General features: G+C 41.5%; 16 protein-coding genes. 3 read left to right on the top strand and 13 right to left on the bottom strand.

What is annotated here, in order from left to right:
- Window positions 1-19: 19 nt before the first annotated feature.
- The 13 genes from ODU50_RS06630 to ligA all read right to left on the bottom strand — a co-directional run bounded on the left by ODU50_RS06630 (window position 20) and on the right by ligA (window position 11,222).
- Entirely contained in the window at window positions 20-211 is a 192-nt protein-coding gene (locus ODU50_RS06630; protein WP_012775177.1) for a DNA-directed RNA polymerase subunit beta, read from the bottom strand.
- Window positions 204-1,487: a UDP-N-acetylglucosamine 1-carboxyvinyltransferase gene (gene murA, locus ODU50_RS06625; protein WP_024413088.1), complete on the bottom strand. Its 1,284-nt coding sequence runs from the start codon at window positions 1,485-1,487 to the stop codon at window positions 204-206. Before murA ends, ODU50_RS06630 begins: the two co-directional genes overlap by 8 nt.
- Before the next feature lie 24 nt (window positions 1,488-1,511).
- Complete coding sequence (locus ODU50_RS06620) at window positions 1,512-1,736, bottom strand: DUF1146 family protein (RefSeq protein WP_024387485.1); 225 nt, start codon at window positions 1,734-1,736, stop codon at window positions 1,512-1,514.
- A 59-nt stretch (window positions 1,737-1,795) separates the two neighbouring features.
- Window positions 1,796-2,212 (bottom strand): F0F1 ATP synthase subunit epsilon, encoded by a 417-nt coding sequence (locus ODU50_RS06615; protein ID WP_002936007.1) that lies wholly within the window; start codon window positions 2,210-2,212, stop codon window positions 1,796-1,798.
- Between the two features lie 9 nt (window positions 2,213-2,221).
- Window positions 2,222-3,628, bottom strand: a complete 1,407-nt coding sequence (gene atpD / locus ODU50_RS06610) for a F0F1 ATP synthase subunit beta (RefSeq protein ID WP_002936008.1) — start codon at window positions 3,626-3,628, stop codon at window positions 2,222-2,224.
- A 19-nt stretch (window positions 3,629-3,647) separates the two neighbouring features.
- Window positions 3,648-4,526 (bottom strand): F0F1 ATP synthase subunit gamma, encoded by an 879-nt coding sequence (locus tag ODU50_RS06605; RefSeq protein WP_002936012.1) that lies wholly within the window; start codon window positions 4,524-4,526, stop codon window positions 3,648-3,650.
- A gap of 11 nt (window positions 4,527-4,537) precedes the next feature.
- Window positions 4,538-6,058, bottom strand: coding sequence for a F0F1 ATP synthase subunit alpha (gene atpA, locus ODU50_RS06600; RefSeq protein ID WP_032497571.1), 1,521 nt, complete (start codon window positions 6,056-6,058; stop codon window positions 4,538-4,540).
- Window positions 6,059-6,061: 3 nt separating this feature from the next.
- Window positions 6,062-6,595, bottom strand: coding sequence for a F0F1 ATP synthase subunit delta (locus ODU50_RS06595; RefSeq protein ID WP_024400742.1), 534 nt, complete (start codon window positions 6,593-6,595; stop codon window positions 6,062-6,064).
- Entirely contained in the window at window positions 6,596-7,102 is a 507-nt protein-coding gene (atpF, locus tag ODU50_RS06590; protein WP_044754599.1) for a F0F1 ATP synthase subunit B, read from the bottom strand.
- 17 nt (window positions 7,103-7,119) lie between these two features.
- Window positions 7,120-7,836, bottom strand: coding sequence for a F0F1 ATP synthase subunit A (gene atpB / locus ODU50_RS06585; protein ID WP_398581369.1), 717 nt, complete (start codon window positions 7,834-7,836; stop codon window positions 7,120-7,122).
- A gap of 36 nt (window positions 7,837-7,872) precedes the next feature.
- Window positions 7,873-8,073 (bottom strand): F0F1 ATP synthase subunit C, encoded by a 201-nt coding sequence (locus tag ODU50_RS06580; protein WP_002936021.1) that lies wholly within the window; start codon window positions 8,071-8,073, stop codon window positions 7,873-7,875.
- 136 nt (window positions 8,074-8,209) lie between these two features.
- The gene (locus tag ODU50_RS06575) at window positions 8,210-9,253 is read right to left on the bottom strand and encodes a diacylglycerol kinase family lipid kinase (RefSeq protein WP_398581368.1); all 1,044 of its coding nucleotides are present in this window, start codon (window positions 9,251-9,253) and stop codon (window positions 8,210-8,212) included.
- Between the two features lie 10 nt (window positions 9,254-9,263).
- Entirely contained in the window at window positions 9,264-11,222 is a 1,959-nt protein-coding gene (gene ligA, locus ODU50_RS06570) for an NAD-dependent DNA ligase LigA (protein ID WP_313681022.1), read from the bottom strand.
- 122 nt (window positions 11,223-11,344) lie between these two features.
- Here ligA and ODU50_RS06565 point away from each other — a divergent pair, with 122 nt between their 5' ends.
- The 3 genes from ODU50_RS06565 to ODU50_RS06555 are packed head-to-tail and all read left to right on the top strand — an operon-like array spanning window position 11,345 to window position 13,210.
- Window positions 11,345-11,491, top strand: a complete 147-nt coding sequence (locus tag ODU50_RS06565; RefSeq protein ID WP_002936026.1) for an SPJ_0845 family protein — start codon at window positions 11,345-11,347, stop codon at window positions 11,489-11,491.
- A 1-nt stretch (window position 11,492) separates the two neighbouring features.
- Window positions 11,493-12,398, top strand: coding sequence for a permease (locus tag ODU50_RS06560; RefSeq protein WP_024407438.1), 906 nt, complete (start codon window positions 11,493-11,495; stop codon window positions 12,396-12,398).
- Window positions 12,395-13,210, top strand: coding sequence for a TIGR03943 family putative permease subunit (locus ODU50_RS06555; RefSeq protein WP_029175337.1), 816 nt, complete (start codon window positions 12,395-12,397; stop codon window positions 13,208-13,210). The genes ODU50_RS06560 and ODU50_RS06555 overlap by 4 nt, the downstream gene beginning before the upstream one ends.
- Window positions 13,211-13,262 lie beyond the last annotated feature (52 nt).

Here is a 13,262-nt window from a genome sequence, read left to right as displayed (position 1 = left end):
TCAAAAAAGCAGGTCCAGCCTACTTTCCTGTAAATTTACCGATTAGTTCTTGCCACTTAGCTGGTGACAACACCGCAAATACATTGTCTCCATCTCCTATGACACCGTAACCAACCATTAATCCTAAAATAAACACCAAAATAGCAATCAACAAAACAACTGCTACTAAGATTAAATTTTTACCAACATAGCTAAGATTATCCTTATCCATTTTCATCTTCTCCACTCACACGTTCAATCGTTGCACCTAAAGCAGCTAATTTCTCATGAAAACGATAGTAACCTCGATCTAAGTGCGTTAATTTACCTACAATCGTTTCACCTTCAGCAACCAAACCAGCCAAAATCAAAGCGGCACTTGCTCGTAAATCAGTAGACATAACCTGAGCACCTTGCAGAGCAAGTCCTCCCGTGATGATAGCTGTATCTCGTAAAATTTCCGAATGCAAATCCATCCGACGCATTTCTTCCAAATGCTGGAAACGATTCTCAAATACCGTTTCAATCATGGTAGATTCACCCTTTGCAACTGCCATTAGGGCTGTAAATTGAGCCTGCATATCCGTTGGGAAGCCTGGGTGTGGCAAAGTTTTTACTGTTACAGGTTTAAGCTTATCCACTTGCGAACGAACTCGAATCCCTTCAGCTTCTTCCGTCACCTCAACTCCCATTTCCAACATCTTAGAAATGAGTGGACGGTTGTGCTCCCAGACAGCATCCTTCACCAAGACATCGCCACCAGTCATTGCCGCTGCCACCATAAAGGTACCCGCTTCGATACGATCTTGCACCACTTGGTGTTCTGCGCCAGTCAATTCTTCTACACCAGTAACCGTAATTGTCTCTGTGCCTGCCCCCTTAACTTTAGCCCCCATTTTGTTTAGGAAAATAGCCAAGTCAACAATTTCAGGTTCGCGCGCTGCATTTTCCAATACCGTTGTGCCCTGCGCCAGAGTTGCAGCCATCATCAAATTTTGCGTTGCCCCAACACTTGGGAAATCAAGATAGATATGAGCTCCCTGCAAGTTCTCTGCACTCGCTTCAATATAACCAGCTCGTTGTTTAATTTTAGCCCCCATAGCTTGCAAACCTTTTAAGTGCAAATCTATTGGACGACTACCAATTGTACAACCTCCTGGCATAGAAACCTTAGCATAACCATTGCGTGCCAAAATCGGACCAAGAATAACAATAGAGGCGCGCATTTGACTCACATACTTATAAGGAGTTTCGCTACCAAGTTTACCTGTTGCGTCAATATCGATAGTCTTTGTTTCCTCGTCAAATTTCACACGAACTCCCAGACCACGTACAACATTATTCATTGTATAGACATCAGACAAAATAGGAACCTGAGTCAATTTGGTTTGCCCTTGACTTGCTAGAACTGTTGCTGCCAATAAAGGCAGAACGGCATTCTTCGCCCCCTCAATCTCAACTTGTCCTTTCAAACCGTTTTTACTACCTGTAACAATAATTGTATCCATTTCTTATCCTTTTCTTATCTTAAATCACATATTTGCAAAAGAGCGTCCCACCATCAATAATTCTAAAAAGAAAGTCGAGACTAAGTACCCCAGTGCTATTGCCAGAAAGAGAATCAGCAAATTGATTTTACGCTGATTGTCCCCCGTCACCTTCAACCACCGTGACCAATCAACTGTTGTAACCAAGAGATGATGAGCCAGATAGATAAACAATATATGACTAAAAAACTGTAAAATTGAAATTACCATGTTTCCATTATACCATGAAATTAAAAAATGGAACTGAACCAAGTTCAATCCCATATAGATTAATGTTTCCCAACACGAATACGATTTATCGCACGTTGGAGGGCGACTGTTGCACGCATCTCCATATCAATATTACGAGCAGTCTGTGCTTCTTCCAATTCACGTTCCGCGCGCAATTTGGCACGTTCTGCACGACTAATATCAATATCCCGTTCCCGCTCAGCGGAATCAGAAATGACCGTAATAATATCCTTGTTGACTTCAATGATTCCACCATTGACCGCAATCCAGTCTACATGGTTTTCATCATCAACACGACGCACTTTCATTTCACCGATTTCCAAAACTGCAATCAGTTCTTCATGTCCAGAATAGACACCCATCTCACCATCAACCGTTTTGACCAAAACAAATGCTGCATGATGGTCATATTTGATACCGTCTGGTGTTACGATTTGTACAGTCATTTGTCCCATAAGCCACCTCTAGAATTTCATTTTAGCAGCTTTAGCGACCACATCCTCAATTGAACCAACATTTCGGAAGGCATCTTCTGGTAGATGGTCGTGTTTGCCGTCCAAGATTTCCTTAAAGCCTTTCACCGTTTCAGCTACTGGCACATAAGAACCTGGCATACCTGTAAATTGCTCCGCAACGTTGAAGTTTTGAGAGAGGAAGAATTGGATACGACGAGCGCGACCAACCAAGGTCTTCTCTTCATCTGACAATTCATCCATACCGAGAATGGCAATAATATCTTGCAATTCTTGGTAACGTTGAAGGACACGTTTTACTTCCATAGCTACTGCATAGTGCTCTTCACCAACGATTTGTGGAGCAAGTGCACGTGATGACGAAGCCAATGGATCCACCGCAGGGTAGATACCAAGCTGAGTCAACTTACGTTCCAAGTTAGTTGTTGAATCCAAATGAGCGAAAGCTGTCGCTGGAGCTGGGTCTGTATAGTCATCCGCAGGTACGTAAATAGCCTGAATAGATGTAACAGAACCCTTCTTGGTTGAGGTAATACGCTCCTGCAATTGTCCCATCTCAGTTGCCAGTGTTGGCTGGTAACCAACGGCTGACGGCATACGACCCAAGAGGGCAGATACTTCTGAACCAGCCTGCGTGAAACGGAAGATATTATCGATGAATAGAAGAACATCCTGCCCTTCCACATCACGGAAGTATTCCGCAATGGTCAAACCAGTAAGAGCAACACGCATACGAGCTCCTGGTGGCTCATTCATCTGACCAAATACCATGGCCGTTTTTTCAATAACACCTGATTCCTTCATTTCCCAGTAAAGATCGTTCCCTTCACGGGTACGCTCGCCAACTCCGGTAAATACAGAGATACCACCGTGTTCTTGGGCAATATTGTGAATCAATTCTTGGATAAGGACGGTTTTACCAACACCGGCACCACCGAAGAGACCAACCTTACCACCTTTTAGATAAGGTGCTAGGAGGTCGATAACCTTAATCCCTGTTTCCAAAATTTCGCTTGAAGTAGATAATTCGTCAAAAGCCGGCGCTTTCTTATGGATAGGCTCACGTTCAAAATCTGCCGGAAAAGACTCTTCAAGGTCAATGGTATCTCCCAACACATTGAAGACACGACCCAGCGTTTCTTTACCGACTGGAACAGAGATGGGACGACCTGTATCGAGAACTTCCATCCCACGTGTCAATCCATCCGTTGATTCCATGGCAATGGTCCGTACAACGCCATCACCAAGTTCCAAAGCCACTTCAAGCACGACTTTTTGTTTGGAATCATCATTTTTATATACAACGAGTGCGTTGTTAATCTCAGGAAGTTTATCTTCTGCTGCAAACGCAACGTCTACAACTGGTCCGACAACCTGAGTAATTTTGCCTGAACTCATTCTATTTCCTCTATTTCTATTACTCAAGGGCTGAGGCACCAGCTACAATCTCAGTAATTTCCTGAGTAATCGCTGCCTGACGAGCCCTATTGTATTGGATTGTCAAATCGTTAATGACATTCTTAGCATTATCCGTCGCTGTCTGCATGGCTGTCATACCTGCTGCATTTTCAGCAGTTTTGGCATCCAAAATCGCTCCATAAATAGTTGATTCTGCATATTGAGTCAAGAGTTGTTCCAAAATAACCTCACGGTTTGGTTCCAACTCAAAGGTAGCTGTATAACCATCTGCTTCATTGTGGTCCAAATCTTCTACAGGAAGCATCTGTTGTACACGCACCTGACTGGTCAAACTATTGACATGGTGGTTATAACAAACATACAACTCATCAAAGAGTTCATTCTTGTACATCTCAACAGACTTAGAAATGATTTTTTGAACCTCTTCAAAACTCGGGTTGTCTGCTAAACCGCGCAATTCAAAGACAGGATTGATACCACGAGCACGGAAAAAATCTGCTCCCATACTACCAATAGCAATAATCTCATACTCATCTTTCGAGTCATGATCCTGTTCAATCATCCCCATCACAGCCTTCAAGATACTGGAATTATAAGAACCTTTTAGTCCACTGTCAGAGGTAATGACAATATAACCAGATTTTTGAACTGGACGGCGAATCAGCATTGGATTGCTTGTATCTGAAGCCATCAATTCTCCACGCAAGAGATCCGTTGTAATCTGACGAACCTTACTAGCGTAGATCTGAAAGGATTGCGCTAATTGCTCTGATTTGGCTAATTTAGAAGCCGAAACCATCTGCATGGCACCGGTGATTTGACTGGTTTTCTTAGTTGATGCAATTTTTGACTTGATTTCATTGAGAGAACCTGCCATCATTCACTCCTTTACTTAAAGACAGACTGGTCTTTGAAAGCTTGGATAGCAGCATTCAATTCATCTGTGTCAGGAAGATCTTTTGTTGTGCGAATAACATCCAAAAGACCATCGTAGTGCAAATCAAAATATGCGTACAGTTCTTCTTCAAATGCCAAAATGTCATCAATTGGCACTGAATCCAAGAAGCCATTTGTCAAAGCATACAAAATCAAAACCTGTTTTTCAACTGGGAGTGGCTTATGCAATGGTTGTTTCAACACTTCCACAGTCCGACGACCACGGTTAAGTTTAGCCTGAGTTGCTGCATCCAAATCCGAACCAAATTGAGTAAAGGCCTCTAATTCACGATAAGAAGCTAAGTCGATACGAAGGGTACCTGCAACCTTTTTCATGGCCTTAATCTGTGCAGAGCCACCTACACGTGATACAGAAGAACCCGCATCAATGGCTGGACGGATACCAGAGTTGAATAAATCGTCCTTCAAGAAGATTTGTCCATCCGTGATAGAAATCACGTTGGTAGCGATGTATGCTGAAATATCTCCCGCTTGTGTTTCGATAAATGGTAGAGCTGTAATGGAGCCTCCCCCCAATTCATCTGAAACCTTTGCTGAACGCTCTAGCAAACGACTGTGCAAGTAGAATACATCCCCTGGATAGGCTTCACGACCCGGAGGACGACGAAGCAAGAGAGATAATTCACGGTAAGCTACCGCTTGTTTTGACAAATCATCGTAAACAATCAAGACGTGTTTGCCTTCATACATGAACTCTTCTGCCATTGCAACACCAGCATAAGGAGCCAAGAAAAGCAATGGAGACGGTTGTGAAGCAGATGCAGTTACTACGATTGTGTAATCCAAAGCACCATATTGACGAAGCGTTTCAACCTGAGTACGAACAGTTGACTCTTTCTGACCGATAGCCACATAGATACAAATCATGTCTTGGCCTTTTTGGTTGAGAATAGCATCAATAGCTACAGATGTCTTCCCTGTCTGACGGTCACCGATAATCAATTCACGCTGACCACGACCAATCGGAACCAAAGCGTCAATCGCCTTAAGACCAGTTTGAAGCGGTTCATTAACCGACTTACGTTGCATAACACCTGGTGCTGGATATTCGATCGGACGAGTCTTACTAGTACGAATTTCACCAAGACCATCCACAGGTTGACCGAGTGGGTTGATGACACGACCAATCAAAGCCGAACCAACTGGTACTTCCATAATTTTACCAGTACGACGAACAACTGACCCTTCACGAATATCGGTAAATTGTCCGAGAATGATGATACCAACATCGTTGGTTTCTAAGTTTTGTGCCATACCAATGGTGCCATTTTCAAATACCAAAAGCTCTCCACTCATGGCATTGTCAAGACCTTGCGCACGGGCGATACCGTCACCGATATAGGTTACGACACCAGTCTCTGTGTAGTCAAAGTCAGGCTGAAAGCCTTCAATTTGTTGTTTTAGTAAAGCGCTAATTTCTTGTGCATTAATCAAAAGAACACCACTTTCTATTTTCTAAAGTTTTTTTCTAACGTCCTTCAACTGTGTCCGAACGCTTGCATCGATTACCTTATGGTTAACCGTTACAATAAAACCACCGAGGAGACTTTGATCAAGTTCTTCCGTGATATTGCGTACACGCAAGGAAAATCGTTGTTCTACCAAGTGACGGAGACGCTCTTTTTGAGCTTCTGTCAACGGATAGACCGAAACCACACGGGCTTCAAATTCATTTTTAAATTTACTGATTTGTAATTGGACACGCTCAAGGGTTTCAAGAAGCAAATCTGCATGACCATCACGAATAACATCTTCAATCAAGTCATTGATTTGCCAGAAACTAGATTGACGTACCGTCCTTACAAAGTCAGCCTTTTCTTCTCTCGATACTGTCGCTGACAGCAAGAGTCGATTCAGCTTACTATCATGAATGATGGAAATCAAGTCAGAAATCTGGTCATACATATCCCAAATATCTGCATGATCACTGACTTTTTCAACAAATGATAGAGCATATTTTTGCACGATGGCATTTTCTCTAGCGTTCATCTACTTGTCTCCTAGTTTGTCCAAATAACGGTCAATCAAGTTACTATGAGCTTGTTGGTCCAAATCTTCCAAAATAATTTTGCTTGCAAGATCAACTGCCAATTCAGCAACTTGAATACGCAAGTTTTCTTGTGCTTCACGTTTTTCAGCTTCAATTTCCAATTGAGCTTTTTGCTTCAATCCTTGAATTTCAACATCTGCTTGCTCAAGAATACGTTTTTTCTCTAGTTTTGCGCGTTCAACCGCGTCTTGAATAATCTTTTGACTTTCAATACGTCCCTGTACCAACTCATCTTCACGTTGTTGAACAAGGTTTGCTGCTGCTGTTAATTTTTCTTCTGCAGCATCAATATCGTTCGCAATCTTATTGGCACGTTCTTCAAAAATACCTGTAATTTTATCCCATGCAAAAACACGAATAAGAATAATAAGTACTGCAAATGAGGCTGTTACCAAGATAAAGTTTCCAAGAATGGTACTAGATTGCATTGTAATAGTTGTTGCCATAGTTGTCTTTCCCTTTCCTATTCACTCTCACTACTGATTTTTTTATTTAAGTACATAGATACCAACATGATAAATACATATCCCTGCAAGCATGAAATGAATACAGAAAATGCTGTCCAAACAACGTTTAGAGCAAAGGCAATTGGATATGCAAGTGCACTTTGTTGAGATAATTGTAGAAGAAGAGAGACAAGCACTTCACCAGCATAAATATTACCGTACAGACGAAGAGCAAGCGACACAAGGTTGGTCACTTCTTCCAAAATGTTCATTGGAGCCATAGCCCAGGGTGTCACAAAAGATTTGAGGTACGCCTTGAAACCACGACGACGAATACCTTCAACATGACAAAATATTGTTGCAATTGTTGCCAAACCGAAATCGTAAGCCATATTGGCCGTTGGAGAAGTCCACAAATTATGTCCTTCTGCTGTTTCCAATTTGGTCATCAAACCTAGATTATTGGCAACCAAAAGAAAAGTAAAGACTGTAAAGAAGAACAAGGAATACCGCTTTGCTTCCGCATCGCCAAGATTCCCTTTTGTAAAATTGATGGTCAATTCGTAAACGTACTCCAAAACATTCTGTTTTCCTTTTGGCTTGAGCTCCATCCGACGACTAGCCCAAAAAACAAGTAAGAAAATAATGGAAATGGTAATGACAGAAACCAATACCATGGTCAGGTCAAAGGTTACGGGACCAAGGGTAAGGGTTGGACTTAAATGTTCTTCCAATGGAGGTTCCCCCCTTTTCTATTTCTCTATTTTCTACTATTTCAAGACAAATGTCATAGCCAAGGTTACGAAGAAAGTTCCCTCGATAAAGGCAACACCCAAAAATACACCAGCCATCAATTTACTTTGCATTTCTGGTTGACGTGCAGTCGAACTAAGGTATGAAGCCACCAACAGTCCCTCACCGATACTTACACCAAGACAGGCCAATCCAAGGGCCAATGCGCCTAAACTCATAACGAATTCTCCTTTTAAAATTTAATACCATGTAAGGATACTCCTAAAACATCTATTTGTCAAGAAAATACCGCCATTGTAAGCGTTTAATTCATTTTTACAAAATAAAAAGAAAAGACGGTTTCATCTTTTCTTCCTATTTAATAGTTTCATTAATATGGTCTGTTTCTTCAATGAAGCGTTTGGCCATATCTTCTCGATTCATCTGATCAGTATCAAGAGTGATTGCATGGTCAGAAACCAGATCTGTATCTGCGAAAAACTCTATATGGTTTGATAGGTTGTACAGACGTACAGGGGCTTCCCCACCAAACTCTCCATCTAGATTGAGCAGTAGACGGTTATCTGGGTTCAGATTTTCGATGGATAGGCTCTTGGTTTTTATGTATTCAACTAAATCACTATCAATGTGTTTGCCACCGTCTAAGACTTGACGAATCAGATGCAGAATTTCAAATAAATTCCCTGTTTTAACCATCAATAAGGTAAAATTACCATCATCTAACTTAGCATCTGGAACAATCTGTTCAAACCCTCCAATTGAATTGGTTAAGGCAACAAAAATCATTGAAACCGAGCCTTCAAACACGCCCTCGTCATGCTCTACACGAACAGGTGTAAATTGTACTTGTGGCAGGAGTTCTGCTCCTTTTACCACATAGGCCAAATAGCCAAACATGGTCTTAAGTTGACTTGGAACACTGTAGGTCAATTCCGTAAGTGTACCTGCCGCAGCAATGTTGATAAAATAATGTTCTTGATGAAAACCATTTTTTTGATTTTTGGCTAAACCAATATCCATTAAAATGGTCTGCTGCTTACCAATAACCTTAGCTGCTTCTACAGGATTTCCCCTGGGCACTTTTAAGGCACGCGCATAGTCATTGGTGGTGCCAGTCGGTATAATGGCCATCTGCGGACGTTTTTCAAGCGGAGCAATTCCATTGACGACTTCATTGATTGTTCCATCTCCACCAGCCGCGATAATCAAGTCAAAGCCTGCAAGCGCCGCACGTGTAGCTTCATTCTTTGCAGAGTCTTTCTCAGCAGTTGTTTGGAAAGCTGAAGTCTCATAACCGTAGCCTTCCATAATTTCCAATACTTCGGCCACATTTTTCTTCATGATTTCTTGACCTGAGGTCGGATTATATATTAGTCTAGCACGTTTTCTTTCTTCCATCGTTTTACCTTTACAAGCTCTCCAACCAAGCCTCATCTTTTATTTCGATACCTAGTTCCTGTGCTTTGGTCAATTTACTACCTGCATCTGTTCCGGCAACCACAAGATTAGTTTTTTTAGAAACAGATCCAGCTACATTTGCCCCTAAAGCTTCTAATTTGGCCTTGGCTTCGTTTCGTTTCATTCGCTCCAATTTACCAGTCAGTACAACTGTCATACCCGATAGCGCAGCATTTTCATCTACTACTTGTCCGAGATAGGTCAAGTTTACCTTAGCTTCCTTAAGTTCAGCTAAAAGTTGCTGCGCACCCTCACTAGCAAAAAAAGTTGTCAAGGACTTAGCAATAACCTGACCAAGACCTTCTAGCGAAGCAATTGCTTCTTGTTCAGCAAATGCTAAGGTTTCTAAATCGCCAAATTTTTCTACTAAAATCTTACTTGCCTTACTGCCGACATGGCGAATACCCAGTCCAAATAGGAGGCGTTCTGCTGAGTTGCTCTTAGAAGTTTGAATGGCTTGATAGAGCTTGTCAGCTGATTTTTCTTTGAAACCTTCCAAGGTCAATAGGTCATCGACAGTTAATTTATAAATATCAGCAACATCGTGTACCAAGCCTGCTCCAAAGAGTTTTTCAACGATTGAACTACCCAGTCCCGCAATGTTCATGGCGTCTCGACTTGCAAAATGTTCCAACTTACTCATCAGCTGGCTAGGACAAATAGGGTTGATACAGCGGAGGGCAACTTCGTCCTCATAGTGTTGTAGGTCGCTCTGACAAGACGGACAATGACTAGGAATAGGCATGATTTCTTGCTCTTTTCGATATTTATCCACCACTTTCAGAACTGCTGGAATAATATCTCCCGCCTTATAAACAATGACCGTATCGCCAATACGAATATCTTTTTCGGCGATATAGTCTACGTTGTGCAAGGTCGCTCGACTGACAGTCGTTCCTGCCAGTTGAACAGGACTAAGGTTGGCAGTTGGTGTCACAACACCTGTCCGGCCAACAGTCCAATCAACCGACAAGATTTCTGCTTCTTTTTCTTCCGCTGGAAACTTGTAGGCTACTGCCCATCGTGGCGCTTTTACTGTAAATCCCAGTTCTTCTTGTATAGCTAAATCATTTACCTTGATGACAACACCATCTATCTCATAGGGTAAATCATCTCTACGCTCTGCTATTTTTTCAATAAAATCCCACGTCTCATCAATCGACTCCGCCAAGCAATATTCGTGGTTGGTCACAAATCCCAGAGCATCTAACTTGCGAAGCACATCGGACTGACTAGTCGCTTCAGATGGACTAGCCTCTTGGTAAAGGAAGGTTGCAAGTCCACGCTGGGCCACGACACCTGTGTCTAATTGGCGAAGAGTTCCTGCCGCTGCGTTACGCGGATTAGCAAATTCAGCTTCACCAGCTTCCTGACGCTGTTTGTTAACACGGTCAAAGGAAGCCTTTGGCATATAACACTCACCTCGGACAGTGATGTCCACAGATTCGGGTAAGGTCAAAGGAATATCAGCCACTCGCTTGAGATTTTCTGTGATATTTTCACCGACACTACCGTCACCACGTGTAGCACCCACGACTAAATTACCCTCTTCATAGGTCAGGGAAATAGATAGACCATCAATCTTCAATTCACAGATATAAGTTGCTTGAGGAAATTCCTTGCGAACTCGCTGGTCAAAAGCTTCTAATTCTTCACGAGAAAAGGCATCCTGCAAACTAAAAAGAGGATAAACATGACTATATTTTTCAAATCCGTCTAGCACCTTTCCCCCGACCCGATGGGTAGGACTGTCTGGTAAAATCAGTTCTGGATGAGCTGTTTCCAGTTCTACTAATTCACGATAAAGCGTATCATATTCTGCATCTGATACGCTAGGTTTGTCCAATTGATAATACTCTTTAGCGTATTGATTGAGCACGCTAACTAATTCTGATATTCTTGTTTTCATAAGAATATTATATCATGATTTGAAGGTGCGAACTATATTTGCGCTTCAATAAAAACAGATTCCTTTAGATAATTTTTAGTAAAAAATGTATAATGTGTATATAAAATTTTTGGAGGTGCCCTATGGCTGTAACCTATAAACGACAAGATGATTTAGAAAAGATGCTGGAAGAATTTGCTTCATTTGAAAAACTGGAAGAAATTGAGTATCCTGATCCAAAATCAAAAGAAAATTCCGAGAAAAACAACTTGAATCAGGATAAAAAATAATATGTTCGGTCTTGATCAATTACCTACCTCCGTCCTACAGGCGGGGGCTATTTTCCTGTCTATCATGATTGAAGCCTTGCCCTTTGTGTTGATTGGAGCATTGATTTCTGGCTTTATTGATGTGTTTATCACCCCTGAAAAAGTCCATAAGCTCCTTCCCAAGAACAAGTTTCTTGCCATTCTATTTGGAACCTTTATCGGCTTCATTTTTCCGTCTTGCGAATGTGGTATTGTCCCTATTGTCAATCGGCTATTAGAGAAAAAAGTACCTAGTTACACTGCTGTTCCCTTTTTAGTAACAGCTCCTGTGATTAATCCCATCGTCCTTTTTGCAACCTTTACCGCTTTTGGCAATTCCCTACTTTTCGCCTTCTATAGAGCCCTAGGAGCCATCATTGTATCCCTAGTATTGGGAATCATTCTTGGTTTTTTCGTAAAAGGACCAATTCTTAAAGGAAGCAAATTTGACCATCACCAGCATGATTATTCAGATAAAACCAGCTGGCAAAAAGTTGGCTTCGCACTTATTCATGCCATTGATGAATTTTTTGATACGGGACGTTACCTAGTCTTTGGTTGTCTCTTTGCAAGTCTCGTACAGGTCTATATTCCAACTGCTGTCCTGACTACCATCGGTCACAGTCCATTAACAGCTATTTTACTGATGATGTTGCTGGCCTTTCTTCTTTCCCTATGTTCTGAAGCCGATGCCTTTATTGGTGCATCACTACTATCCAGCTTCGGATTCGCCCCAGTAATGGCTTTCTTAGTTATCGGACCCATGGTAGATGTTAAAAACTTGCTCATGATGAAACATTATTTCAAGGGGAAATTTATAGCCGGTTTTATCATTACTATCACTCTCGTTATTTTGGGATATAGTCTGATACTTGGAGGTGTAGTATGATTCGTTTTTTAATTCTTGCAGGTTACTTTGAGATGACCATGTATCTTTATGTCTCTGGAAAATTAGACCAATACATCAATCTGCACTATAGCTATCTAGCCTATCTATCCATGGTTTTATCTTTCATACTTGCCATCGTACAATTGTATGTCTGGGTAAAAGAAATTCGAGTACATAGCCATTTAAAAAGCAAAATTGCCAAACTATCAAGCATTGGACTATTGCTCATTCCTCTTGCTATAGCCTGGCTCTTTCCTACGGTAAGCCTGGATTCAACAACTGTTGCTGCCAAGGGCTATCATTTCCCACTAGCAGCAGAAAACGATGCTAATACACAAAACCAAGAAGGGACGACTGTTCAGTATCTCAAGCCTGATACTTCTATTTATTTTACGAAATCTGCCTATCAAAACCAGATGCGTGAAATTGCTGATAGATACTTGGCTGAAGAAACCATTGTCGTTACTAATGAAAACTATATGGAAGTGATGGAAGCAATCTACGACTATCCTACGGAATTTTCAGGAAAAACGATTGAAATGATTGGATTTGTCTACAATGACCCTGACAATAGCCAGCAATTTTTCCTTTTCCGCTTTGGTATTATTCACTGCATCGCTGATTCTGGGGTATATGGCTTACTCTCTACGGGGGCTACCACAGAATTTCCTAACAATACTTGGGTAAAAGCCAGAGGAACAATCAAGGTTTCCTACCACACATCGTTGAAACAAAATCTCCCAACACTTGAATTACAATCGATGGTTCAGATTGAACAGCCAGATTCCCCGTATGTCTACCGTGTTTTCTAATAATTCCAATTCAAAAAGTGAATTTTCTGACAATTTATGCTATAATAGTGTC

Origin of the sequence: Streptococcus sp. 2020WUSS084, from assembly GCF_044427445.1 — a bacterium.
Lineage (GTDB): Bacteria > Bacillota > Bacilli > Lactobacillales > Streptococcaceae > Streptococcus > Streptococcus suis.
Note: the sequence above shows the minus strand (reverse complement) of the source record. Positions and strands in the feature narration are given on the sequence as shown.